At 33.1% G+C, this 25071-nt stretch carries 21 protein-coding genes; 7 read left to right on the top strand and 14 right to left on the bottom strand.

Annotated elements, in window-relative coordinates; genetic code table 11:
* Positions 1 to 6: 6 nt before the first annotated feature.
* The 3 genes from aat to AC2D8I_RS11775 all read right to left on the bottom strand — a co-directional run bounded on the left by aat (position 7) and on the right by AC2D8I_RS11775 (position 2089).
* The gene (gene aat, locus AC2D8I_RS11785; RefSeq protein ID WP_484706217.1) at positions 7 to 633 is read right to left on the bottom strand and encodes a leucyl/phenylalanyl-tRNA--protein transferase; all 627 of its coding nucleotides are present in this window, start codon (positions 631 to 633) and stop codon (positions 7 to 9) included.
* A 185-nt stretch (positions 634 to 818) separates the two neighbouring features.
* Positions 819 to 1193: a DUF3127 domain-containing protein gene (locus AC2D8I_RS11780; RefSeq protein WP_484706216.1), complete on the bottom strand. Its 375-nt coding sequence runs from the start codon at positions 1191 to 1193 to the stop codon at positions 819 to 821.
* Between the two features lie 47 nt (positions 1194 to 1240).
* A complete protein-coding gene (locus AC2D8I_RS11775; protein ID WP_484706215.1) occupies positions 1241 to 2089 on the bottom strand; it encodes a flavin reductase family protein in 849 nt (282 codons plus the stop codon).
* 124 nt (positions 2090 to 2213) lie between these two features.
* Between AC2D8I_RS11775 and AC2D8I_RS11770 the strand changes: the two genes are divergently transcribed.
* Both AC2D8I_RS11770 and AC2D8I_RS11765 read left to right on the top strand, forming a co-directional pair.
* Entirely contained in the window at positions 2214 to 3380 is a 1167-nt protein-coding gene (locus AC2D8I_RS11770) for a sensor histidine kinase (protein WP_484706214.1), read from the top strand.
* A gap of 12 nt (positions 3381 to 3392) precedes the next feature.
* Positions 3393 to 3737: a hypothetical protein gene (locus AC2D8I_RS11765; RefSeq protein ID WP_484706213.1), complete on the top strand. Its 345-nt coding sequence runs from the start codon at positions 3393 to 3395 to the stop codon at positions 3735 to 3737.
* Here the strand turns inward: AC2D8I_RS11765 and AC2D8I_RS11760 are convergent.
* Together AC2D8I_RS11760 and greA are read right to left on the bottom strand one after the other, a co-directional pair.
* On the bottom strand, positions 3734 to 4129 hold the full coding sequence (locus AC2D8I_RS11760; RefSeq protein ID WP_484706212.1) for an HIT family protein: 396 nt from the start codon (positions 4127 to 4129) through the stop codon (positions 3734 to 3736). The genes AC2D8I_RS11765 and AC2D8I_RS11760 overlap by 4 nt on opposite strands.
* Positions 4130 to 4221: 92 nt before the next feature.
* The gene (gene greA / locus AC2D8I_RS11755) at positions 4222 to 4695 is read right to left on the bottom strand and encodes a transcription elongation factor GreA (protein WP_484706211.1); all 474 of its coding nucleotides are present in this window, start codon (positions 4693 to 4695) and stop codon (positions 4222 to 4224) included.
* Between the two features lie 210 nt (positions 4696 to 4905).
* Here greA and AC2D8I_RS11750 point away from each other — a divergent pair, with 210 nt between their 5' ends.
* Positions 4906 to 5355, top strand: a complete 450-nt coding sequence (locus AC2D8I_RS11750) for a hypothetical protein (protein ID WP_484706210.1) — start codon at positions 4906 to 4908, stop codon at positions 5353 to 5355.
* Between the two features lie 181 nt (positions 5356 to 5536).
* Here the strand turns inward: AC2D8I_RS11750 and AC2D8I_RS11745 are convergent, their stop codons facing one another.
* The gene (locus tag AC2D8I_RS11745) at positions 5537 to 8275 is read right to left on the bottom strand and encodes a T9SS-dependent M36 family metallopeptidase (RefSeq protein ID WP_484706209.1); all 2739 of its coding nucleotides are present in this window, start codon (positions 8273 to 8275) and stop codon (positions 5537 to 5539) included.
* 153 nt (positions 8276 to 8428) lie between these two features.
* Here AC2D8I_RS11745 and dxs point away from each other — a divergent pair, with 153 nt between their 5' ends.
* Positions 8429 to 10198, top strand: a complete 1770-nt coding sequence (gene dxs, locus AC2D8I_RS11740) for a 1-deoxy-D-xylulose-5-phosphate synthase (RefSeq protein WP_484706208.1) — start codon at positions 8429 to 8431, stop codon at positions 10196 to 10198.
* Between the two features lie 2 nt (positions 10199 to 10200).
* Here dxs and dgt read toward each other — a convergent pair whose 3' ends face one another.
* The 3 genes from dgt to AC2D8I_RS11725 form a co-directional block, all read right to left on the bottom strand.
* Entirely contained in the window at positions 10201 to 11541 is a 1341-nt protein-coding gene (dgt, locus tag AC2D8I_RS11735) for a dGTP triphosphohydrolase (protein WP_484706207.1), read from the bottom strand.
* A 78-nt stretch (positions 11542 to 11619) separates the two neighbouring features.
* Positions 11620 to 13482 carry a SulP family inorganic anion transporter gene (locus AC2D8I_RS11730; protein WP_484706206.1) on the bottom strand — a complete coding sequence of 621 codons (1863 nt, stop codon included), beginning with the start codon at positions 13480 to 13482 and terminating at the stop codon, positions 11620 to 11622.
* An 88-nt stretch (positions 13483 to 13570) separates the two neighbouring features.
* A complete protein-coding gene (locus tag AC2D8I_RS11725; RefSeq protein WP_484706205.1) occupies positions 13571 to 14197 on the bottom strand; it encodes a carbonic anhydrase family protein in 627 nt (208 codons plus the stop codon).
* A 673-nt stretch (positions 14198 to 14870) separates the two neighbouring features.
* Here AC2D8I_RS11725 and AC2D8I_RS11720 point away from each other — a divergent pair.
* Entirely contained in the window at positions 14871 to 17657 is a 2787-nt protein-coding gene (locus AC2D8I_RS11720) for a TonB-dependent receptor (RefSeq protein ID WP_484706204.1), read from the top strand.
* Between the two features lie 38 nt (positions 17658 to 17695).
* Entirely contained in the window at positions 17696 to 18871 is a 1176-nt protein-coding gene (locus AC2D8I_RS11715; RefSeq protein ID WP_484706203.1) for a multidrug transporter, read from the top strand.
* Positions 18872 to 18932: 61 nt separating this feature from the next.
* Here AC2D8I_RS11715 and AC2D8I_RS11710 read toward each other — a convergent pair whose 3' ends face one another.
* A complete protein-coding gene (locus AC2D8I_RS11710; protein WP_484706202.1) occupies positions 18933 to 21113 on the bottom strand; it encodes a TonB-dependent receptor in 2181 nt (726 codons plus the stop codon).
* A gap of 328 nt (positions 21114 to 21441) precedes the next feature.
* On the opposite strand from AC2D8I_RS11710, the gene AC2D8I_RS11705 reads away from it, so the two are divergent.
* Entirely contained in the window at positions 21442 to 21852 is a 411-nt protein-coding gene (locus AC2D8I_RS11705) for a hypothetical protein (protein WP_484706201.1), read from the top strand.
* Positions 21853 to 22026: 174 nt separating this feature from the next.
* Here the strand turns inward: AC2D8I_RS11705 and AC2D8I_RS11700 are convergent, their stop codons facing one another.
* The 4 genes from AC2D8I_RS11700 to AC2D8I_RS11685 are packed head-to-tail and all read right to left on the bottom strand — an operon-like array spanning position 22027 to position 24983.
* Positions 22027 to 23580 (bottom strand): DUF4301 family protein, encoded by a 1554-nt coding sequence (locus AC2D8I_RS11700; protein WP_484706200.1) that lies wholly within the window; start codon positions 23578 to 23580, stop codon positions 22027 to 22029.
* On the bottom strand, positions 23577 to 24146 hold the full coding sequence (locus tag AC2D8I_RS11695) for an AAA family ATPase (RefSeq protein ID WP_484706199.1): 570 nt from the start codon (positions 24144 to 24146) through the stop codon (positions 23577 to 23579). The genes AC2D8I_RS11700 and AC2D8I_RS11695 overlap by 4 nt, the downstream gene beginning before the upstream one ends.
* The gene (gene pnuC / locus AC2D8I_RS11690; RefSeq protein ID WP_484706198.1) at positions 24107 to 24739 is read right to left on the bottom strand and encodes a nicotinamide riboside transporter PnuC; all 633 of its coding nucleotides are present in this window, start codon (positions 24737 to 24739) and stop codon (positions 24107 to 24109) included. The genes AC2D8I_RS11695 and pnuC overlap by 40 nt, the downstream gene beginning before the upstream one ends.
* On the bottom strand, positions 24723 to 24983 hold the full coding sequence (locus AC2D8I_RS11685; protein ID WP_484706197.1) for a hypothetical protein: 261 nt from the start codon (positions 24981 to 24983) through the stop codon (positions 24723 to 24725). Before AC2D8I_RS11685 ends, pnuC begins: the two co-directional genes overlap by 17 nt.
* Positions 24984 to 25071: the final 88 nt, after the last annotated feature.

The raw sequence follows: 25071 nt of genomic DNA, 5'->3' as shown, positions 1-25071 counted from the left end.
AAACTGCTAATTTAGAAATTCCAAAAATGCTTTTCTTGAAATATCTTTTGCGCCTAAACTATTAAGGTGATTAGTATATACTTGACAATCTATTAGTTTGTAATCACTATTTTGAATAAAAGTAATAAACCCTGTTTTACTAGCATTACTTTCTTTAGAAAACATACTTTCTCCACAAAACACCTTATTTCCTAAATCTACGCCATAAAAGCCCCCAACAAGCAGCCCATCATTCCAGACCTCAATTGACTTAGCAAAGCCTTGTTTATGCAGCTTCATGTAAGCCTGAATCATTTCTTTCGTAATCCAAGTTCCAGTTTGCCCATCACGTTTTATTGATGCACATGTAGTTATTACAGATTTAAAATCTCTGTTTATCGTTACTTCATAGTTACAATTTCGCATAAATTGCCGCATACTTTTAGACACTTTCAGCTCTGAAGGATACAATACAAAACGAGGGTCTGGTGACCACCACAAAATAGCTTCTTCAGCTTCAAACCATGGAAAGACACCTTTTTTATAAGCTGTTAACAAGCGCTCGGCAGACAAATCACCTCCATAGGCTAGCAACCCATCTTCTCGAGCCAAAGACACCTCTGGGAACGCACTATTTTTTTCTAAAAAATACATACTACAAAAATAAGAGTCCTAATGCTTATATCACAATATCGACTTGTAAAAATAGTCCTTAACAAACCTATAATTATTAAAATCAAAAAGCGATAATGATAGAAATCATTACCGCTTTTTGGCTATACAAATAGATTGATTAACAAACCTATAAACTATAAACGCAATCGTTCTTTTTATAAGAATTAAAAAGGCAAATCGTCATGATCTTCTTCTTTCAAGTTTGTTGCTGGTTCAAAAGATTGAGCTGGTGGCATTTCTGGCATTCCTGCTGGAGCAGATGACTGAGCACCTTCAATTCTCCATCCTTGAATAGAGTTAAAATATTTTGTTTCTCCTTGTGGATTAACCCACTCTCTACCTCTTAAGTTAATACTTACTTTTACGTCTTGACCTACTTGAAAGTTATTTAACAAATCACATTTATCTTGAACAAATTCTACTAAAATATGCTGTGGATATTGCTCATCTGTTGTTACTACCAATTCTCTTTTTCTAAACCCATTACTTCCGAAAGTTTGTTCTTGCCCTACTAACTTTACTTTTCCTTGTACTTCCATTACTCTATATAATTATTTAAATATTCTTCTTTATTTTAATTGCAACTTTAGGACAGCAACACGTGCCATGCTGTTTCTACATCTCCTATATCAAGAAGATGCTTTGCTTTTTTATGTTTTTCTTCAGCTGATAACACTTGTAATTCATCTTGAGAAACAGCTGCCTCTTTTTTTAATGGTATCGTTTCAACATTTCCTAACATTCCTAAATCATTACCCGTTAAAACAGTACTCTTTTTTATATGATCTGGTAAAGCATCTACTCCAATTCCTAATGTGGATAATGGTTTAGGTATTTCAAAAAAACCTTCCTTCGCTCTACTATAATAACTTCCTCCTGCACGAGACACCAAATCTAACCGCTGTTGATCTATACTTCCTTTTTCATCTAAAACAGCATTATCTATATGTAATTTAAGCACTTCACATATAATTAAATTCCCCGCACCTCCTTCAGCTCCTAATGCAATAATTTCATTAACCTTACATTCAAATTGCACAGGTGATTCTGCAACTCTAAACGGCGCTACCATATCACTTTTTAGCATAGTCAATCCTGATTTTTCAAATTCATTGACTCCTTTAGCATATTCCGTACTACTTAAAGACATTTGTTGCACGATGTTATAATTAACAACATTTATAACCACCTCTTTTATTTCTTTTGCGTTTTCTAAAGTATGTTTTGTGGTATTATCCCTTACTCTCCTTGCTGGAGAAAAAATCAATATGGGAGGGTTAGCACTAAAAACATTAAAGAAACTAAATGGTGATAAATTAGCGTTTCCTTTTGAATCAATTGTGCTTGCAAAAGCGATTGGCCTAGGTGCAATTGCACTAAGCAAATAAGCATGTAACTTTGCCGTTGTGAGATCTTTAGGTTCGAATGTCGTCATTAATTAAATCTAATTATTGGCAAATGTACCCTTTTTAGAAGTGAACTAAAAATGATTTGACTATATGCTCACACAATATTATTAACAGATTTACATTATATTAACATCTTAAAATTAAAACTAGATGTTTTTTACTAAGCATAGGCAAGCCATTCGCTGGATTATTATTATAGCTTCATTTGCTATTATCTCACTGATTTTATGGAATACTTATATTTTCTTCCAGAAATTCAAAGAGCAGCAAAGCATTAAAATGGATATCTGGGCAGAAGCAATGTCTGAATTTCAGAAAGTATCTTTAACAGATAATGTTAATTTACTCGTAGATAAAATTATTTCTTCAGATAGCTTAACACCTAAAATATTAGTCAACGTAGATAAGCAAATAGGCACAATTAATATTGATAAAGAAAAAGTAAAAGACACTATTTACTTAAGAAAACTTATTAAGCAATTTGAAAGTCAGAACAAACCAATAGAACTCTCATACATTGACCCGCAAACAAATACCAAGAATTATCTTGGAAAATTATATTACGGGGATTCTGTTGTATTAAATAAACTAAAATATTATCCACTAGCATTACTCCTTATTATAGTCCTGTTTGGAGCTGTAGTCTATTTTTTCTACAGAAGCAACAAAAACGCTGTTCAAAATAAATTATGGACAGGTATGGCTAAGGAAACAGCTCATCAAATAGGTACGCCCTTATCGTCCCTAATAGGCTGGACAGAAATCTTAAAAACTGAAAATCTAGATCCAGAATATATTATAGAAATTGAAAAGGATATAGATCGATTGCAGACTATTACTGAACGGTTTAGCAAAATTGGTTCTCTTCCAGTACTTAAAAAAACAGATATTGTAGCAGAAACTAAAATCGCATATGAATATTTAAAGACACGTTCTTCAAAATTGGTAATTTTTAACATAAAACTCCCTCAAGAAGCCATTTATGTTAATCTTAATACCCAGTTATACAGTTGGACTATAGAAAACCTTGTAAAAAATGCTATTGACGCAATGAAAGGGAAAGGGCATTTAACTATAGAAATAACTGCTTCTGAAAAAAGCATTAGCATAAAAGTTAGTGATTCAGGAAAAGGCATCCCTAAAAGTCAATTTAACAGCATTTTTGAGCCTGGTTATACTAGTAAAAAAAGAGGTTGGGGATTAGGACTCTCACTTGCCAAACGTATTGTAGAAGAGTTTCATAATGGAAAAATAAAAGTACTACAATCTGAATTAGGAAAAGGAACAACATTACAAATTCTATTGAAAAAACTATAAGCATTGCTAATTATGTCTAAAAATCTCATTACCATAAAAGAGGTAGCATTAAACAACAACTGCCCCAAATGTTTTAACAAGAAAGGTTTGCAATTAACATTTAAACAAAAATTTATAGAGACTTCATTATACAAATCTATTACACAAGACATCATTACAAAAATGCATTGCAACGTTTGCGACACAGCCATTTATCCAGAACAATGGACTGAAGACATAGAACGCATTTATAATTACCAACTAAAGGCTTTTAAGCCAAGAAAAACTAGTAAAAAATTTAAGAAAAAATTTTGGATGATAGTCGTAATTATTATGCTGTTATTATTAATTACGGGGATTTTAACAATTGTATATTAATTATTAAAATTCTTTTTTATACTTTCTGCTATGCTAACAAATTCGTCATTAGTTAATGAAGCCTTATTTATAAAACGTGCATCTTCCATTGTATTCAAAGGAATTAAATGCACATGTACATGCGGCACTTCTAAACCTATTACCGAAAGCCCTACACGTTTACATGGCATGGTTCGTTCTATAGCTATAGCTACTTTTCGTGAAAACTGCATTAGCCCATTGTAAACAGTCGCATCCAAATCAAATATTTTATCAACCTCTTTTTTAGGAATACATAATGTATGTCCCTTCGTGTTTGGATTGACATCTAAAAAAGCTAAGAAATCTTCAGTTTCCGCAACCTTATAACAAGGTATTTCGCCATTAACTATTCTAGTAAAAATTGATGCCATTTTTTTTATAATTAGATTTTAAAGATAAAAAAGATTCCTGTATTCATCATTAAAATCATAATCTTTTATTCCTAGTTTCCAATAACAGAATGTTAACGTGAAATTTCTACCACATCAAATTTCATAATACCGCTTGGCACTTGTATTTCTGCTACATCTCCAACAGATTTACCTAATAACCCTTGTCCAATAGGTGAATTTACAGAAATCTTACCTGCAGCAAGGTCTGCTTCTCCATCTGCAACTAGAGTATAGGTCATTTCCATTCCATTGGTTTGGTTTTTTATTTTAACAATAGACAGCACTAGCACCTTTGAAGTATCCATTTGAGACTCATCTATAACACGAGCTCCTGCTAATTGATCTTCTAATTTAGAAATACGCATTTCTAACATCCCTTGCGCTTCTTTAGCAGCATCGTATTCTGCATTCTCGCTTAAATCCCCTTTATCTCTAGCTTCTGCGATTGCCTTAGATGCCTTAACGCGCTCTATATCCTTAAGTTGCCTTAATTCATCTCTAAGTTTTTTTAACCCTTCAGCTGTATAGTATGATACTTTACTCATAATTTTTTCGTTTTTACTTAAACTTGTGCGTTACTAAAAAGTATATAAACACAAAAAATCCCGTTCTCACGAGATTGCATTACAAATATACAAAATATTTATTTCAGTATGCATTTTGTTGTAAATTGCAACTCTTTTTAAAGCGTACATAAGTGTCTTATAATTAAATTTTATATTTCGCTTTAATAAGCCATAAACAAACTCAAACAAATGAAAAAGGTAGCCCTATTATTACTCTTATTATCAATCTTTATGACCGCATGTCAGAAAAATGATGATGATGCCAGTAGAAATCAAAATATACCAAATGCAACTTTCGATACAGGCATGCTTATTAACACGAACTTACCACAATTCAATAATTTACTTTTCCCAGGTAATTCTATAGTATTAAATAGTAATTATGGTGTAAATGGAATCGTTATCTACTATTTAGGAGGAGATAATTACCTTGCTTATGAATTAAGTGACCCTAATCACCAATTGAATGCTTGTTCCAAATTAACGGTAGAAGGGACAATAGCTACCTGTTCTTGCAATGACGGTAATTCCTATAGTATTTCTAGCGGTTTTCCCGAAAACGGGACCACAGGTCAATATTCCTTATTACAATATGCTGTTGAAGTGAATGGGAATACTATTAGAGTTTTTAACAACTAATACAAACAACACTATAACTTTAGTTATATAATAAAATCTCTTTTCATTAAATACGATTCTTATTACATTTTTTAAATTAGATAAAACGCTTTAATGAATACACTTAAATAAAAGGTTACAATATAAAAAAGAAGCTACTTAATAAGTAGCTTCTTTTTTATATAATTTATTTAAAGCTATTTTAGTGCTTTATAATTTTTTCGTTGACATTAATCTCTGCTCCTTTTACATTAAGAATATACATTCCTGATTGTAATGTTCCAATATTTAAATCTACCTGATCTAACAGATTAGCTTTAGTCGACATTACTTGTCTACCATTAATATCTGTTAAAGTTAAAATCACTTCTCCAAAGTTTTTCTTTACCTTAATAGAAACAACATTATGTGCTGGATTAGGAAATATAGAATATAACCTTTCTAAAGCAAACTCATCTACACTCAATGATGTACAATTCGCCAAAGAAGGATCTGTATCTGGAGGCATAGTAAAATCTGAAACTTGATCATTAATAGAGTTTGAACTCCCTTGCATCGCATTTAAGCCTAAACCTCTAGCTGCAAACACTTCCCATATTATACATTGGTCCTCTCCTCCTGTTAAATTATTATCTGCTGCTAAAATAGCGTCTCTACCTTGCACAAATCCAGTACCGCATGGTTGTAGTTTTAAACCATCTATAACCAGTTGCATCACCTTATTATTTCCTCCTGTTCCGTTATAAATATCTGGATCAAACCCATACTTATCAATGTATTTCCAAGTTAAATCCCAAAGCATTGTAGCCCATAAAAACCCTATACGATGTACAGATTCATTCCAACGCACAGGATTACCGTTACTATCATTTCCTATAACAGTATTATCATTAGTTGCTTCATAAGTAAAGTTATTGATTCCGAAATCTGTACTATATCTTGCAGGTCTAATCCCGTTACCAGAATTAGGTTGCCCTAAAACATAAGTTCCTATACCTCTTCCTGTTTCTGGCAAATCGGTTGCCTTCATTGTTAACATTAGGGAAAACCAATCTGACCAACCTTCTCCCATTTGTTCTGCATTATTCAAGCAGCCAGAATTTGCTGGACCACCTGTTAAACGTGAAGAAATCCCATGACCATACTCATGTGCTATAATTCCATTATCCAAACTACCATCTTTCTGATACGGTCCACCTTCAACAATAGTTCCATTGATTATTGTCCCATTCTCTAAAGCACTAATTAACTGCTCTCCATCTGCATTATTTACAAAAATAGACGGTATAGTAAAAGCAGGATTTGTAACACCATACATTGGTACATATTCTTGGTAACTCGGGTCGTTATCAGGATTGTTATGATTAACCATAATAACCCCTACTGCACCAGCATTTTGAGCATTTTGTATTTTAACTGTAAATGAACAATTCCCTCTTTTTATAACTGCTATTTTCCCATTAAGTTCTGCACCATTTACCAATACATTACAACCTTCTGTAGAAGTAGCAGTACCGTCATCTACCAACACTAAATTTGCTGTCACTGGCACATCTGAAGGCCCTGTAATATTCCCTACTCCATTATTCCCATCTGCTGTAGAAGGTATAACTGCATTTACAGGTCCTAACAACGAACCGCCAGAATTGATTACTAAGGGTTGCCCTACTCCTGAAGCTGACCATAAAAACATAGTCATTACAGGGTTTATACCATCTGGAGGCGTCCCAAAAGTCGCATTATTTAAGGCTGCACCATCCTGGCCATCAGCGAAAACAAAATCACTAGCAGCACCTCCGTTCCCATAATTATTTTGCTGAAAATTCCCACTAGCCTCGTCAAAACCATAATGGTACCAAACATCATGCATTATATTATTCATATAAAACAAATTCGTTAAAGAGGTATTTAAATACCCTGCTGGTTCTTGACTTGGATTAAAAGAAAAGTCAAAATCTAAAGCAGCCCCACCGTCTGGAGATGCGCCAACACCATCATTCCCATTTATATCGTCTTGAACCCAAACATTATTTCCTCTAGTAATCGTATACTCTGCTCCTGCAACACTATTAATATCATGCCAGCCATAAGGTGATGCGGCTAAATCTGCTGGTTCTGAAACTAATTCAATCGCCCCAAAACTTGGGCCTTCTGTTGGAATAGGGAAAACCTTATACTGAGAACCATCTGCCATTACTAATGGCTGTTTCGGTTTAAATAAACTAAAAGCAGACACTTCTGTATTATTAGAATGATTATGATTAGAATGTGTTGTATGTCCATCATCAAAATTACAAGAAACAATCCAGTCGTTAGTTTCTAATAATTCACCTGAAACAGCATCTAACCTCAAACTATACCAGTTTTTCCCGCTTAATGCCTCTATACTTAAATCCCATGCCAGTTTTAAATTACCATCTTCTGTTTGCTGATATACCATTTGCACAGGAATACTCTTTTTAGAAACCCCGCCATTAGTATACACATAACTATTATTCCCTTTAGAACGAATCATTTGTAAATTACTAACAGTCCCTAAATCTAATAACGAAACTGCATTATTAATGGCTTCCAAAGCATTTAAAGCTGGTGCAGTTGTATTTATTTTAGTCTCTATATTTGAAATAAACCCATTCGCATAATGTAATAATGATTTATCTTTTATGGTAATACTTGAAATAGCATTATGGATTTTTACACCTTGATATGCTTGATTAACGTAGATATGACTAATCTTTGTTTTTTTTGAATAATACGCATCACTTACTTGTAAATCTTTAATATCATTTGTTGTAAGATTAAAATTAGACTTCTTAGCATTTAACCAATTCGTAACAAGCGCGCCATGCTCATTATCTGTTAAGTTGTTTTGCGTAAATCCAAATTGAGTCGCAAGGAGCAACATCAATATTAGAAAAATGCTTGAGTATTTTTTTTTCATAACTAATAGTTTACTATATTAAATAAAAGTTTTATTAATGGTCGTCAAATATAGGGTTGAACTTACAATAATTACTAGTTTTAATTAATTTTATTGTAAGATTAAGAATATAATACAGCCTATTTTAATAATTTTGCTTTCTATTTCGTTAAAATGCCTAGATCTATATTAAACAAATTAAATTCAATAAAATCTCTTAGATTACTTCCAAAAGACAAACTTCCTGAACTTGCAAAAGAACTCCGTACATTTATTATAGATGCGGTTGCTTCAAAAGCAGGACATCTAGGGGCTAGCCTTGGGGTTGTAGACCTAACTATTGCCCTGCATTATGTTTTCGATACGCCTAACGACACCCTCATATGGGATGTGGGACATCAAGCTTATGGTCATAAGATTTTAACAGGAAGAAGAGATGATTTTGAAACGAATAGACAGCTAAATGGATTAAGTGGTTTCCCTAAACGAAGTGAAAGCAAATTTGATAGTTTTGGCGTTGGACATTCTTCAACTTCTATCTCTGCCGCATTGGGAATGGCATTGGCCTCTCAATTAAAAGGGAAGATAGAAAAACAGCACATTGCAGTTATTGGAGACGCGTCTATTGCCAGCGGAATGGCCTTTGAAGGCCTCAACCACGCAGGAGTTACCAATTGCAATTTATTAGTTATTTTAAATGACAATGCTATTGGAATAGATCCTAGCGTAGGGGCCTTGAAACAATACCTAACTAATGTAAAAAAAGGCACCCAAAAACAAGATAATATCTTTGAAGCTTTAAATTTTAATTATTCTGGTCCTATTGATGGGCATGATTTACCTAAATTAATTTCAGAATTAGAACGTTTAAAAACAATAAAAGGGCCAAAATTTTTACATATCATTACCACCAAAGGTAAAGGCTTACGCCAAGCAGAAGAAAATCAAGTGATTTATCATGCTCCTGGAAGGTTTGATGCTAAAACAGGCAACCTATATAACAAACCTAACATTTCACAACCTCCTAAATATCAAGATGTTTTTGGGCATACTATTGTGGAGCTAGCTAAGGAAAATAAAAAAATTGTAGGGATTACTCCCGCAATGCCCACAGGAAGTTCTCTCAAACTTATGATGGACACCATCCCTGATCGCGCGTTTGATGTGGGCATCGCCGAACAGCATGCTGTAACCCTAGCGGCTGGCATGTCTACCGAAGGCTTAGTTCCATTTTGTAATATTTATTCTACATTTTTACAACGTGCTTACGACCAAATCATTCATGATGTAGCTCTTCAAAATCTTCCTGTTATTTTTTGCTTGGATCGTGCTGGGTTAGTCGGTGAAGATGGCGCTACACATCATGGTGTTTTTGATTTAAGCTATTTACGAGTCATTCCTAATTTGATCATATTTGCACCTAGAAATGAAATAGAATTGCGTAATATAATGTATACAGCACAATTAGGGCTAAAACAGCCTATAGCCATTAGGTACCCACGCGGTCGTGGTATTACAACAAATTGGAAACAGCCCTTTTCTAAAATTGAAATAGGTACAGCTGTACAACTCAAAACTGGTAAATCTATAGCTGTTTTAAGTATTGGAGCTATTTCTAAAAACGTCACAGAAGCTCTCAATTTAATTGAAAACAATCAAGAGGTATCGCATTATGATATGCGTTTTGTAAAACCTTTAGATGAAAAAACACTACATAATATCTTTAAATCACACCATAGTATTATCACCATTGAAAATGCCGCTATTAATGGCGGATTTGGAAGCGCCATTTTAGAATTTTCGGCAAAAAACAAATACAAAAACGCGATCTACCTTAAAGGTATTCCAGATACTTTTATTGAGCATGGAACTGTTTTAGAACTCGAACAATCTATTAATCTAGACGCTTTAAGCTTGTCCCAATTTATTACAAAGTTGTTATAAAATTAAAGGCTAAATCCTTTAATTTTTTTATAATTCAAAATAGCCTGACTATCTGACAAAAGCGACACATAATGACACACACTTAGCAAACGATCATATAAATATTCCTGGTTTATCTTTAAAGTATCCGGCAATCCTTTCAAAATTAATTTATCATAATTAGATGCTGTATTGTGATAACAATTATTCACGGCATTAGTATACACCTTTAGCAAAGTATTTAATATACCATAACCCGCAATTTCTTTATCGACAACTTCAGAAGACTTATAAATTTTATTGATACTCAATTTAATAATATCATTAATTTGAGCTTCATATTTACTTTTATCGAGTAGTGCTGTATCGAATGTTCCGTTAAGGATCGCGTCTTCATTCTCCATAAAGATATTAACCACCTCATTAATAAGTGTATTAATTGCCAATGCTCTCAAATAACTTACCCGATCTTGCGTATTTGTTAGCTGTCCATATTTACCCGTATTTATAGAGTCTCTAACTAAATTAATAAGATATTCTAATGCATATTCTTCTTGTATTAACCCTAAATTTATACCATCTTCAAAATCGATAATGGTGTAACAGATATCATCTGCAGCCTCGACTAAAAAAGCTAAAGGATGACGTGAAAAACTTAAATGATCTTGATTACGCCTTAGCATACCCAATTCTTCTGCTACTGCTACAAAAGCCTCTTTTTCACTCTGAAAAAAACCATACTTCTTATCTGCAATATGTTGTGTTGGTCTTTTAGGTAAGGATTCTTTTGGATATTTAGTAAAGGCGCCTAATGTTGCATAACTCAATCGTAAACCTCCTGCTCTACCTTCTCTACTTTGAGTTACAATTTTAAATCCATTTGCATTCCCTTCAAAGTCACACAAATCTTGATATTCTTTTGCGCTTAACAGGTCTTTATAACGTTTCCCTTCTCCCGAAATAAAAAACTCACCAATAGCTTTCTCTCCTGAATGCCCGAATGGTGGGTTACCAATATCATGTGCCAAAGCAGCAGCGGCTACAATGGCTCCAAAATCATTAGCTTGATAACCGTGAGCTCTTTGTAGTTGCGGATGTTTTTTTAAGACTTTTTGACCGATGCGACGCCCTAAGGAACGCCCCACAACACTAACTTCTAAACTGTGAGTTAAACGTGTATGTACAAAATCTGTTTGTGATAATGGTATTACTTGTGTTTTATCTTGTAAGCTTCTAAATTCTGAAGAAAAAATAACCCGATCATAATCTACCTCGAATCCTAATCGGGTTTCATCTTCTTCTTTTCTAAGCCTTTTATTAGTATCTCCTAAACGTTTTAGCGAAAGTAATTGTTCCCAGTTCATAATCTTATTTTACCAGTGCAAGATACTTATTCTAGACCTTAAATTTAGTCTTGTATGTCTTCAAGTTTTTATTTAAAATTATTTGTCTCCGTTTTTATTTTCTTTAATCCAATTAATACAAGATTTAAAATCCTTAAAAATATGTTTTTCTGGAATTAAATCTGGAATAATATCAATACGTTCCATCATATAACGAGGTTGCCTTAACAGATCAACAAAAAGCACTTGAATCTCCTTTCCTTTTAGATCTTGTAACATATCTTCCATTACATACAACCCAGATTGGTCCATATACGGCATTTGTTCTAAACGTATAATAACTAACGATGTTGTTTCTGGTATTTGCGCTGCCAATTGTTGAAAATCACTTGTAGACCCAAAAAACAAAGGGCCTTTAATATGCTTAATAAACGCTCTTTCCTTTAAATATTCTGAGAAATCCAATTCATCTGGCCAAGCTTCTTCCTTTAAAGGCTTAACATCCGAACGCTCTGCTGTTAAGTCCCCTATTTTTTTCATAAACATTAATGAAGCGATAACCAAACCTATACCAACAGCAAAAACCAAACTCCAAAACGTTGACAACAGGAGAACAAGCAACATAACCAAGACTTCTGAACTTAATTTAATAGGTCCTAAGTTACTATCTCTTGGCAAACTAGGAATCGCTTTTAAACCTTTATAATCCATCACACCTATACCAACAGTTATTAGAATTCCTGCTAAAACTGCTGCTGGGATTTTAGAAGCTATTGGGCCTAATACCAAAAGAATAATTAATAACATAACACCAGCAATCATTCCTGATAATTTTGTTTTACCTCCAGAATTAATATTAACCACTGTTCTTATAGTAGCGCCTGCTCCTGGAATTCCACCAAATATAGCTGCTATTGAATTTCCAATCCCTTGTCCTACTAACTCTCTATTAGGCTTGTGTTTAGTCTTGGTCATATTATCGGCCACAACACTAGTTAATAGAGAATCTATAGCACCAAGTAAGGCCAATGTTAATGCCGTAAAGACATAAGGTGTTATACTATTCAATTTAAAATCTGAAAACATTTCCCATTTTGGAATTGGAATCCCTCCAGGAATCTCTTGAATTGGCCTATAATCTAAACCCAACCCAACAGCTATTCCGGATATAACAACTAAAGCAACAAGTGTACTCGGTATTACTTTTGTGATACGTTTAAAACCATAGATAATAATAATTGTTCCTAATGTTAGTAGTAACTCCAGCCAATTAATATGACTTAAAGCTCTAGGAATTATCGTGATAACACCTAATGCCTCTGAAGCTTCCTTGGCGGCAAGTGTTTGAGATTCGGCTAAAATATCTTCTGGTGTAATATTACCTGCTCTAGAGATTGTTTCTTTAAAATTCTCAAGAACTAAAATCCCCTCCCCAGCCTCTTCTTTTAAAATATTTTCAAGAATAACCTCTTCAGCCTGCGCTTTAAATTGAGACACAAATTCAACATCTTCTTTTGGATAATACCCTACTGCTGGCAAAACTTGTGTTATTAATATAATAACGCCAATTGCTGTCATAAAACCAGAGACCACAGGATAGGGGATATATCTTATATATTTCCCTAAACCCAAAAGCCCTAATCCAACCTGCATTAAACCTGCTAATAAAAAAATAATTAATATTGCCGGTAATGCTTTATTAACATCGCCATCATTGATAGCAATAATCCCTGCAATTACAACCATACTTACAGCTGTCATTGGAGCTGTTGGCCCAGAAATTTGAGTGTCTGTTCCTCCAAATAAAGCTGCAAAAAAACTAATAAAAATAGCACCATACAATCCAGCTTCTGGCCCTAAACCAGATGAAACTCCAAAGGCCAAAGCCAAAGGCAGAGCCACAATCCCTGCTGTAATACCACCAAAAGCATCTCCTTTTATGTTGGAAAATAATTTTTTCATTTTTTATCGTATTGAATTAATTTTATTTCAATTTAAAATATTTTAATAATGCCACCGAAAAAGCCTTAGCTCCTCTTTATATTAATACCTAATAAAAGGTAACACTTCCTGTCGCTATATTGTACATGGCGCCAATAATTTCTATCTCCCCTGCTTTTTCCATTTCTGCCAAGACCACACTTTCATTTAAAATACGCTCTATACTTAATGTTACATTTTTCTTTGCCACCGCATTTACAAAATCAATATTCTTAGAATTTCTTAAACTGGAATCTTCTGGTGATTTCACTGCATTCACAGCAGGTTTTATTCGGCTTAACATAGCTGTTAAGTTTCCTAATTTAGCATCATCACAAGCTCCTTTAACAGCACCGCAACTAGTATGCCCGAGAACAACAATAAGCTTAGTTCCTGCTAGCTTACAAGCAAACTCCATACTTCCTAAAATATCTTCGTTAACAAAATTCCCAGCAATTCTAGCACTAAAAATGTCACCAATTCCTTGATCAAAAATCAACTCTGATGAAACTCTAGAGTCTATACAACTTAAAACTGTTGCAAAAGGAAACTGACCTGTACTAGTCTGTTTTACCTGTGCTAATAGCACTCTATTTAACTTTAGATTATTCTGAAATCTTTGGTTCCCTTCTTTTAAAGCCTGTAATGCGCTTTTAGGATTCATTTCTGCTTGTGTTATTTTTGTTTGCGTTTTCATTATATTAATCTGTTTTTAATTACGCTTAAGCCAATTTAAGCGCACACTAATGTTAAACATCTGTTTTTCAAAAGAGTAGATCTTGCCTTAACTTGTAAGAAATAACTTAATATTAAAAGTAATATTTTTACCGACAACAACTACTATTGTTAGTAGGGAAAATTAGAAAACCAAGGGCAATGGTTTAGGTGGCGGAGCTATTAAATTAAGATTTGGTCTCGTATATTTTTTTAAATAATAATAATCTGAACATTTTATTGATTTAGCTTTTATAAAAGATAGTATTTCGTTTAGCACACTTGAAAAAAGATTGAAAAATTGTGTTTTCTCGCCTTCTAACACATCACAGAAAACGACAAGATCTTCTGGGACATCTATTACCGGTTTTATTAACGACAGACATATCGTAGTCATAAAGAAAACAATAAATAATACTGGTATAAAACGTTTAATCACTCTCATTTTACATTAGAATTATAAATAAAACACTTAACACCCCTAAAAGTTAGTGTTTTTTTTTAACACATTCACACTTGTATGTTAAATTAAGGTTTCCTTCCTCCCTTTTCTAATAACATTTAAGTAACCTTTTCATTACTAAGTTTTAACCCTCTATTAACCTCTGATTTACACTTCAATGGTTTCTTTGTCTCGAGAAAATCAAACAAAAAAAATGAAACAATTATTATTAACAACTACCCTACTATTTTCATTACTCTCCTTTTCCCAGAATACAGGAACTATATCTGGAAAAATATTAGATAAAGAATATAATAATGAACCCCTACCACAATGTAATATCGTAATTAAAGACACTTCTAAAGGCACAATCTCAGACTTTGACGGATTATACACTTTAAATAACATACCCCCTGGAGACTACATTATTGAATTTAGCTTTATTGGCTACGAAACACAAAATATATCGGTAACTGTTGTTCCAAACGAAGTCCAAACTATAAATATTAGTTTATCAGCAAGCACAGCAGCTTTAGACGAGATTGTTCTAAAAACATCTGTAAAACGCGAAACTGAAGCCGCTCTATTATTGGATCAAAAAAAAGCTATAGAAATTAAACAAAGTATTGGCGCAGAAGAGCTATCACGTAAAGGTGTTAGTAATGCTGCTGCTGCTGTTACCAAAATTTCTGGCGTATCTAAACAAGAAGGCTCAAGTAATGTTTATGTTCGTGGCTTAGGAGATCGCTACCTAAATACAACAATGAATGGTCTAGCCTTGCCATCTAATGATGTAAATAATAAAAATATAGACCTAAATCTTTTTGCTTCAGATGTTATTGAGAGTGTTTCTATTAGTAAAACATTTTCATCAAAATTCTATGGCGATTTTGCTGCTGGAAATGTAGATATTTCCTCAAAAAACTATAAAGGCAATGGTTATTTTGATTTCCAGACCAGTACAGGTATCAACTCTAGAGCCATAGACCAAAATTTTGTTAGAAGTGAAGGCACAGGTTATTTTGGATATTATGGAAGGTATGCTCATGACCCATTTGCAATTATATTATCACATGAAGTTGATCCTGTAAGTGTTAACTCCCCTATAAATGTTGGCTATGGTGCTTCAGCAGGAAAGTCTTTTGACTTCAAAAACGAATCGCGCTTAAGCTTATTTGCCACAGCCTCTTTTGAAAATGATTATGAATATAGAAAAGGTAACGTAACCGACTTTACAACTGTTTTCAAAAAAATATTCCCAGAAGCTGAAGAATTTGAATATTCCACAACAACAACAGCAATGCTAAATATTAATTACAGAATCAACTACAACAATAAATTACAATTTAACTCCTTATTTATTAATAGTTCCTCAGACGAAGTTGGATTTTACGGGATTGGAGGTAATGGTTTTAATAGGGATTCACAATCTACTGTCGATTCTGAAAAAGGATTCTTTCAAAAGAACATACAATTTAACCAAGATCTTATCTATGTAAATCAAATACTAGGTAATCATAAATATGATAAAATCGAAATAGACTGGGGCATTGGATACAATAAAGTCAATGCTCATGAACCAGATAGAAAACGTTTCAGCATAGAAAATTACCAATTTGCTTTAGATAATGATCCGTTAACCAATCCTGTGTTTTATAACAATGTTGTCTTTGATAATCAACGTTACTTCCAAAAAATAAAAGACGAAGAATTTAATGGACGTATTAATTTAGGTTACGACTTCTCTGAACAAATTAAACTAAACCTCGGTTTTAACGGCAGAACTAAAACACGTGATTTTGAAAATATTCGTTATGGTTATGACATTGTAGATAACTCTACTCCTATTACAGATGTTAATAACTTAAACAGCATATTCAATCTTAATAACTTAAACCTTAATAACGATGGTTTGTATGACATTAAAGTAATTAATGGTATTCCAGAATTAGGCAATACAAATGCCCCTGGAACACCAGAAAATGTATATACTGGTCAATTAGATATATATGCAACTTATACAAATACAGAATTAAAATTTGGAGACAAATGGCTTGTTGTTCCCGGAGTAAGAGCAGAGTATTTTAAACAACGTATTGATTACGACGTTATTAATTTACCTGCGAATGAGCCCGGATTTAGACAAACCGATAATGTGTTCTTTTTACCTAGTATAAGTATTAAATACGCTTTAAAAGAAAATCAAAACCTACGTTTTTCAGCAAGTAAAACAATTTCTGTCCCAGAATTTAAAGAGATGGCTCCATTTGTTTATGAAGATGTAGCGCAACGTATTGGAGGAAATCCAGATTTATTAAATGCCCCTTCATTCTCTTCCATTTATAATGTAGATTTAAAATACGAATGGTTTATAAATCGCACAGAAATACTATCGTTTGCCATCTTTGGCAAGCAAATTAACGACCCCATTAATTTGGTTATTGCAAACGATGCCACAGGAACACAACGCTATTTTAGAACTGGAGATAAAGCAACTATTCTAGGCTTTGAAATTGAAGCTAGGAAAGCTTTAATACAAAAGGAAGACGAAAACGCATTATTATCTGCTGGATTCAATGCGACCTATATGCATACAGAGCAAGACCTAAAAAGCTCTACAGGGCTCTATTCTTCAACGTTAGACAGAACAGATGAACTGCAAGGCGCTTCTCCTTTAATTCTTAATGCTGATTTAAGTTACACGCCTACATTTAACAATAACTACAAACCTACAGCGAATTTAGTGTTTTCATATTTCTCTGACAGAATTTCTGCTTTAGGTTCAGGAGCATTAGGAAACATCATTGAAAAAGGAGTTCCAACTGTAGATTTTATTTTCAAAAATAAAATTGGGAGTCAATTTGAAATCAATTTAAGCGCAAAAAACGTATTAGATCCTAAAATAAAACGTATTAGAGAAAATACCTCTTTTGGAGATGTCACGCTTTCTGAATATCAAAGAGGTATTAATATTGGATTACAATTAAAATATAAATTATAAAACACAATAAACAACATTTAACTAAAAACTAAAAAACAATGAAACGTAATTTATTATTAAGCCTAGCCACAATAGCAATGCTTATCACTAGCTGCTCAACAGACGACACCTCAGATGTTGTTCTTAATGTAAACAATGACACAAATGAAAATGGAAACCCAGTTGGGTCTACCATTTCTGGAACTTACACAAACGATTTAACCTTAGAAACAGGGAAAGAATACACATTAAACGGCTCTTTAATTATGGCCTCAGGAACAACTTTAACTATTCCTGCAGGAACCACTATAAAAGCTCTGGCTCAAGGCTCAGATGTTTATATTGCAATTTCTCAAGGCGCAACTATTAACGCTATGGGAACAGCAACAGCTCCAATTGTATTAACATCTAATGCTTCCACTCCACAAGCTGGGGATTGGGGCGGATTAATTATTTTAGGAAAAGCCCCCATAAATTCAGTCGCTGGTAGCGCGACTTCTACTTCAGAAATTGCCAGTTTACCTTATGGAGGAACGGATGCAGGAGATGATTCTGGTAGCATTCGTTATATGAGAATCGAGTATTCTGGAGGTTCAGCAGATGGACAATCTGAAAACAATGGATTCTCTTTCTACGGTGTTGGAAATGGGACTTTAATAGAATACATTCAAGCTTATGAAGGAAAAGATGATGGTATTGAGTTTTTTGGAGGTACCGTAAATGCTAATTACATTTCTGTAGTAAACGCACAAGACGATTCTATAGATTGGACAGAAGGTTACACAGGAACAATTACCAATGCTTACGTAAAACACGGTACAGATCACGACAAAGGTATTGAAGCAGATGGATATAATACAGATATAGGAAACAACTCTAATCCTGTTTTCTGGTCTAAACCAACAGTAAATAATTTAACCATTATAGGGAATGAATCTTCTACTGGAAATGAAGCTATCCGATTAAGAGCTGGAACTCAAGGTATTTTCAACAACCTATCTATATCGGGATTTGCAGAAGGTTTTGATCTAGATGGTGATCAGGGAGATTCTCCAACTGGAGCTAATGTTTTAAGCCAAGACTTAAAAGTTACAGATATTATTTTTACAGATGTTATCTTAAAAGTGAAGAATGATACAGGGAATACTTTTGCTCCAACAGATTTTATTTCTGGAGATGGTAATGGAACAGGAACAGATTACGCATCTTGGGGAACTGGCTGGACTGCTCAATAAAAAAAGACAGGTATAATAAACAAAAAAGGCAGCCAATGGCTGCCTTTTTATATTGTAATTCTTAAAATTTTAAAGTTGCTCCTAATAAAAAGTTAGTAGTCGCTTGAGGGTAATACCCTACACCTTCTATGGTTGTTGTTTCTCCAGAAACAGACCATGTATCATCGTAAGTATAATAGTATCCATTAGACACATATTTTTCATTAAAAATATTATTCACTAAACCAGATAATACAATAGTTTTAAATATTTTATTGGTTTTAATCTCGTAAGTCACATTTATATCATTTACAAAGTAATCATCTAATTTTGACAACTTAGCATCTGTATTCCCCATAAATTGCTCTCCTACATATTTACTTAAAAAAGAAAACTGCATATTACTCATTGGCTGAAATATTAAAGCATTAGCAGCCACTATTTCTGGAGAAAAAGAAATATTTGTCTTACCTAAATTAACTAATACTCCATCTATTGAGGCAAAAGTTTCCTTGTTTTTATTAGAACTTAGAGTTAGGGTTGGTTGCACAGAAAATGTACTTGTTAATTGCACAGCGCCTTCCAGCTCCAATCCTAACCTATAACTTTGCCCTGCATTATCTCTAATAGGTGCTCCAACATCATCTATAGCTCCTGTTAAAACTAATTGCTCGTCGTATAACATATAATATACATTTGCATTAAATCTAAATTTTGAATTTGTATGTCTCCATCCCAACTCAAAATCATTTAACTGTTCTGGTTTAATATTGGGGTTACTTTCAAAATCACTCCTACTAGCCTCTCTGTTTGCTCTAGCATAAGAAAAATAAGCATTATTCTTTGCGTTTATATTGTAAGACAGCCCTGCTTTAGGGTTAAAAAAAGTATATTCTTCATCTATTTCAAAACGCTCACGATCTGAATTCATACCACTAGTGTCATAATAAACACTACGTATTTGTAAATCCCCATACAAACTTAATTTCTCGCTTAATTTATAGGTTGCTTTTGCAAAAGCGCTAAAGTCATACTTATCGCCGTCTCCTTCATAATACCGATCTCTAATTTCACTATCGCTAGCATATTGCGCCCAAATAACTTCTCCAAAATGGGCTCCATTATAAGAACTATACGATAGCCCTGTTGTTAAATTAATTCTTTCATCTTTATAATTCACATTGGCATTTAATACATAAAAATCGTTATCTAGCCAACGTCTACGAATCAAATCGGTTGTATTTATTGTTTCTGATCCTATATTAATTTCAGCTAAATCATAATCCGAAAAAGCTTCATCTTCTTTATATTGTTCAAAATAACCACGCCCATAGGTATAGTTCAAGCCTATGTTTGTAGACCAATTGTTATCAAATCGTTCATTCCAATGTAACTGATAATGATCTTGTTTATAATTATCGACTTCATTATCATAGAATAGAGTATCTCCACTCTTATTTGTATAAATCCCTGAAGGGTTAAATGTTCTATCTTTTGCCAATGTTTCTGCATCAATTCCATTCCAGGCTTGATAAGTAACTTCGTGCCCTCCAAAAACCAAAGCTTTAATAAGTGTATTATGATCCACATAAGTCCCTTGTAAAAAATAAGATTTTAAATCAGATTCTGCTCTATCAATATAACCCTCGGAATTAATCTGAGACAATCGTCCAGCTATTTCAAAATGATCATTTAACAAACCTGTACTATATTTAACATTATGTTTTCTAGTGTTATAACTTCCAAAAGCATTAGAGATCTCTCCATTTGCTTGATCTGAAACAGCATCTGTTAAAATGTTTAAACTCGCTCCAAAAGCTCCTGAACCATTTGTAGATGTCCCAACACCTCTTTGCAATTGTAAATTTTCTACAGATGAGGAAAAATCTGGTAAATTAACCCAAAAAGTCCCTAAGCTTTCTGTATCGTTGTATGGAATCCCATTAATAGTAATATTTGTAGATTGTGGACTTATACCACGGACTCTAATTCCAGTGTAACCAACTCCTGCTCCGGCATCACTGGTCGTTACTACAGAAGGTAAGAAATTTAATAAAATAGGCAAATCTTGCCCCAAGTTTCTTTTTTCCAATTCTGCTTTAGTAACATTGGAGTGCGTTATTGGAGAATCTGCTGTTACGCGTACTGACTTTATTAAAACCTCATCTAAAGCTTTTGTTTTAATGGTATCTTGTTCAACTTTTTGTGCACTAGCACTTACTGTAAACACTAATAGTGTAAGAAAGACAAATATGTTTTTCATTCGAAATAATATACTATCGAATAAAAAGAGGCCATTATTCTTTGTTTTTATTTATGTTTTGAAGATTTTCTATTTAAGCAAACAACCTTATTACTCTTTAAGTTGTAAACCTAAATTTAAAATCTCTTTTATTATTCCTAAACAGCATTACCTGTTCTAGGTTCAATGGGTATGATCTCAGCCGATATGGGCACCCCTTTTTTGAGAACGCTGCAAATATATGTTAGATTTTTGGTTTACAATTTATGATTCTTCTTTTTTATTAAATAATAAGGGTAACAAATACACTTTATCTCCTCTATTTGGTATAACCAAAAATTTATTTATCATGAAATTCACAAAAACTATTTTAACTTTTTTATTGATTCTTTTCATTTCCAGTTGTTCCAACGATAGCCAGAGTGAATTAAACGAACAACAAGAAGTCCATGAGTTAGAAACACTTGAAATGAAAAAAATTATCCCCATTAAAGGCTTACCGTGTGAGACTGCGCTTTATGCTCAAAACATGCCTTTGGGAGGCGTTGCCACAATTTTACACAATGGTACTGTTATAGCTTCTTTTAGTAATACTGCATACCTAACATTATCAACTAGTAAAACCTATCAAATCGTAATGCCTTTAGGTGCAAATGTCACCTATTGTTCTTGTGGTGAAAATTATGGAACATTGAGTGGCGCCTGTGCAACATTAACAACGTCTTCTAGTTCGGCACAATATTCAACTTGTGCTTTTTAAGCTAAGTTTTATGTAATCAAACAACTTTTTATAAAAGGCCTATTTTAGAAAGAACATTTTTCTAAAACAGGCCTTTTTACATAATTCTATGGTTTGTTTAGAAGCGCATCTTATTTATTAAGGCAGCTATTCTTATTTTAGATTAAAATTATTTCGTCAATGCCATCGTAATAGTTAAGATATTTGATGTGGTGCTTTCAATAGATCTGTTACTGTTTTAACAGGATTAAAAGTGACTAAGGGCACTTCTATAAAAATAGTATTCCAATTAGCCATACTCCCATTCCATAGCCCTGGTAATTCCATCGCTTTTATTTCCTTTCCTGAAATCGTTTTCTTAGTAATAAATGCTGTTTGCATATCTACAAACTTACTCAAGTCAAACACTTTACCTTTATAATTCTTAATACCACAAACTAAATCTACAGGGTTAAAATGTGTTGCATTACTTAAAATAGCCTTTTGGTATTTATTGTCTGTATCAATTTGTGCAGATTCAACAATCTGAAGTGAAATTGTTCCACTTTCATCTTTTACCCAAAATGGGCCTCCACCAGGTTCTCCCTCATTTTTCACCATCCCGCATACGCGAATGGGTCTATTTAATTTTCCTTTTAGATATTCTATTTGGTATTTAAGTGAATACTTTTCAAACTCTAATGATATAACAACATTTAATTGTGTTCTTAAAAATTGCGCTATTTCTACTAAATCATCCTCAGAAAGTGTTTTTTCATCTAAATCTTTTAAAAACTTAAAGGCCTTATTTTGTGTTTTTAATAACACTCCTGCCAGTAATTTTTTATATTCTGAAACACCTTCCTCATATTCAAAAACAACAACATTATCTATATTTTTAATAAATATAACATCTGCATTCAAGCTATTTAGATTAGACAATAATGACCCATGGCCTGATGGTCTAAAACACAAACCGCCTTCTGAATTTAAAACTGGTTCATTTTTAAGATTTACCGCAATACTATCTGTACGCTCTTTTTGGCTGGAAAACGAAATATCAAATATCATATTCGTCTTACGCTCTATGTTTTTTTGAATGCGCTTAAACTCCGCATCAAAAATAGAGCGATGTTTTTCTGAAATTGTAAAATGAAGTTTAGCGATATTCCCTGAAGAAGCATATAAAGCACTTTCAAACAAATGTTCTTCAAACGCTGTTGCGATATGGTCTTTGTATTTATGAAAAGGCAACAACCCTTTAGGGTAAAAACTATAGTTTAGCTGTTCAGACTGTAGCAACGCTTTAACAAAAGCTAATACTTTTTCATCGTTAGATAGCGCATAATAATTAATTTCGCTTTGTTCTATCCTAGCTAAAACGATATCATAAAAGGGGAGCTTTTCTAACCCCACTAAAAACAAAGACAGCTCGGAAGCTTTATATCTATTTATGTAGGAGTTAACACTTTCTAATTTAGAGTCATACTGCTCTATAAACTGAAATAAAAACCGAAACATACGTGTTGCTGCTCCAGAGGCTGGAACAAATTTCATAACCTCTAGATCTTTTTTATTACGATTATAATACGCAATATAGTCTTGCTTTTCTTTATTTGAACAATTGTAAATCCCATCGCCTAAACTTGCAGCAGATTTTAAGTTTACATAAGGCAATCCTGTTTTAAAAAGCATCAATTGATGATTTACTTTTTCTACAGTTATACCTTTTGCTTTTATTTGTTTTATTTGTTTTAAAGTGAAATTCACTTCCTTTCCTCTATTAGTTTATCAATATGTTTTACAGCCTCCTTCAAACGTTCTTTTTTATTTCCTTTTAACAATACATAAGGCCTATTGTATTTTATCAATGTATTTTCAAAAGCTTTAAACATTTCTTCCCTTTCTTCCGGTTTATCTCTAAGGTCGTCTGCTTCCCAAGGCGTATCAATATAAGTCAAAAAATACAAATCATACGTGTTTTCTAAGGCATATTTTTCTAAAGTAGGATCACATAGCCCTTGGTAATATGTTTCAGAATACACTTTAGTTTCCAAAAGGTCTGTATCACAGATTAAAACGGTATCTGTTTTTTTTGAATAGTCGTTTTCTAATTGCATTTGGCCTTCAGCTATAGGTAGCAAATCTTTAAGCTCACAAATTTTACGTTCGTTATTCCATTTTTCTTGCAAATAGACACGTGCATACTCTCTTACCCAAACCGAATTGTAATAACGTGCTAACTGTCTAGAAAGTGTCGTTTTACCCGTAGATTCTGGCCCAAACAGCACTACTTTTATGCAACTTGCAGGTTCTTGTCTATACTTTTTTTCCATTGTCTATATCCTTGAATAGCTAAAATTGTAAAAATTAAATATTGAAGAGATAATATCCCCAATCCTCTATAAGCATATAAAGGCACAGTAATTATATCCGCAATAATCCAAAGTGTCCAGTTTTCTATTTTTTTTGTTGCCATATACCACATCCCTGTAAAGAAAATCCCAGAAGTTACAATATCTATATAGTTTGGTATTTGTAATTCATATTCATAGAGAGTATAAACTAAATAAGTTACAAACATAGTAATAACAAATAATGCTACACCAATAACTTTCTCTCGTAAAGTTGTTCTGGATATAGGAACAATATATCTGTTCTCCTTTTTACGAGACCAGTTCCACCAGCCATAAAGACTCATAATGGAGTAATAAAAATTCATCATCATATCGCCAAAATATTCTGCTTTATATAACAAATAAACAGTGATCACTGTTGCTATTAATCCTGTTGGGTACACCAAAATATTCTCCTTTTTAGCATAAATAACACTCAATATTCCAAACACAAAAACAATGGTTTCTAAAACTATAGATAATGTTGAAGCATTTTTATAAGCGTCTAAAAAAAAATCAAAAATGGGGCTCATAATCGCTACGATCTGTTTTTACAAGTTTTATTGTAAGCACACAAGCCTCTTGATTCTCAAAGGACTGCTTTATTTGCGCATTCAAAAATGGCATCAAATCATCATACGCTCCAAAAATCTGAGTGCTTAAAGGGGTTTCTATAACCGTAAATTCGGATGCTCTTAACGCTTTAATAAATGTTATAATATGGGCTTCATAATCTCCTTGTAATGGGGATAATGTTAAATCTACAGATATTTTCATATTTATTTCTCGCAAATGCGGGGTTTTATTTTAATTCTTATTAAGTTTTATACTCTATTTTAATACTTTAACCGCTTCTGTTGTTTTA

The organism is Lacinutrix sp. YIN62 (assembly GCF_057219185.1).
The sequence above is the reverse complement of the archived record's forward strand: the minus strand, read 5'-3'. Positions and strand labels throughout refer to the sequence as shown.

What these genes read in the sequence shown, in the direction of transcription:
- aat (WP_484706217.1), bottom strand. Translation starts at nt 633, where the DNA reads ATGTATTTTTTAGAAAAAAATAGTGCGTTCCCAGAGGTGTCTTTGGCT.
- AC2D8I_RS11780 (WP_484706216.1), bottom strand. Translation starts at nt 1,193, where the DNA reads ATGGAAGTACAAGGAAAAGTAAAGTTAGTAGGGCAAGAACAAACTTTC.
- AC2D8I_RS11775 (WP_484706215.1), bottom strand. Translation starts at nt 2,089, where the DNA reads ATGACGACATTCGAACCTAAAGATCTCACAACGGCAAAGTTACATGCT.
- AC2D8I_RS11770 (WP_484706214.1), top strand. Translation starts at nt 2,214, where the DNA reads ATGTTTTTTACTAAGCATAGGCAAGCCATTCGCTGGATTATTATTATA.
- AC2D8I_RS11765 (WP_484706213.1), top strand. Translation starts at nt 3,393, where the DNA reads ATGTCTAAAAATCTCATTACCATAAAAGAGGTAGCATTAAACAACAAC.
- AC2D8I_RS11760 (WP_484706212.1), bottom strand. Translation starts at nt 4,129, where the DNA reads ATGGCATCAATTTTTACTAGAATAGTTAATGGCGAAATACCTTGTTAT.
- greA (WP_484706211.1), bottom strand. Translation starts at nt 4,695, where the DNA reads ATGAGTAAAGTATCATACTATACAGCTGAAGGGTTAAAAAAACTTAGA.
- AC2D8I_RS11750 (WP_484706210.1), top strand. Translation starts at nt 4,906, where the DNA reads ATGAAAAAGGTAGCCCTATTATTACTCTTATTATCAATCTTTATGACC.
- AC2D8I_RS11745 (WP_484706209.1), bottom strand. Translation starts at nt 8,275, where the DNA reads ATGAAAAAAAAATACTCAAGCATTTTTCTAATATTGATGTTGCTCCTT.
- dxs (WP_484706208.1), top strand. Translation starts at nt 8,429, where the DNA reads ATGCCTAGATCTATATTAAACAAATTAAATTCAATAAAATCTCTTAGA.
- dgt (WP_484706207.1), bottom strand. Translation starts at nt 11,541, where the DNA reads ATGAACTGGGAACAATTACTTTCGCTAAAACGTTTAGGAGATACTAAT.
- AC2D8I_RS11730 (WP_484706206.1), bottom strand. Translation starts at nt 13,482, where the DNA reads ATGAAAAAATTATTTTCCAACATAAAAGGAGATGCTTTTGGTGGTATT.
- AC2D8I_RS11725 (WP_484706205.1), bottom strand. Translation starts at nt 14,197, where the DNA reads ATGAAAACGCAAACAAAAATAACACAAGCAGAAATGAATCCTAAAAGC.
- AC2D8I_RS11720 (WP_484706204.1), top strand. Translation starts at nt 14,871, where the DNA reads ATGAAACAATTATTATTAACAACTACCCTACTATTTTCATTACTCTCC.
- AC2D8I_RS11715 (WP_484706203.1), top strand. Translation starts at nt 17,696, where the DNA reads ATGAAACGTAATTTATTATTAAGCCTAGCCACAATAGCAATGCTTATC.
- AC2D8I_RS11710 (WP_484706202.1), bottom strand. Translation starts at nt 21,113, where the DNA reads ATGAAAAACATATTTGTCTTTCTTACACTATTAGTGTTTACAGTAAGT.
- AC2D8I_RS11705 (WP_484706201.1), top strand. Translation starts at nt 21,442, where the DNA reads ATGAAATTCACAAAAACTATTTTAACTTTTTTATTGATTCTTTTCATT.
- AC2D8I_RS11695 (WP_484706199.1), bottom strand. Translation starts at nt 24,146, where the DNA reads ATGGAAAAAAAGTATAGACAAGAACCTGCAAGTTGCATAAAAGTAGTG.
- pnuC (WP_484706198.1), bottom strand. Translation starts at nt 24,739, where the DNA reads ATGAGCCCCATTTTTGATTTTTTTTTAGACGCTTATAAAAATGCTTCA.
- AC2D8I_RS11685 (WP_484706197.1), bottom strand. Translation starts at nt 24,983, where the DNA reads ATGAAAATATCTGTAGATTTAACATTATCCCCATTACAAGGAGATTAT.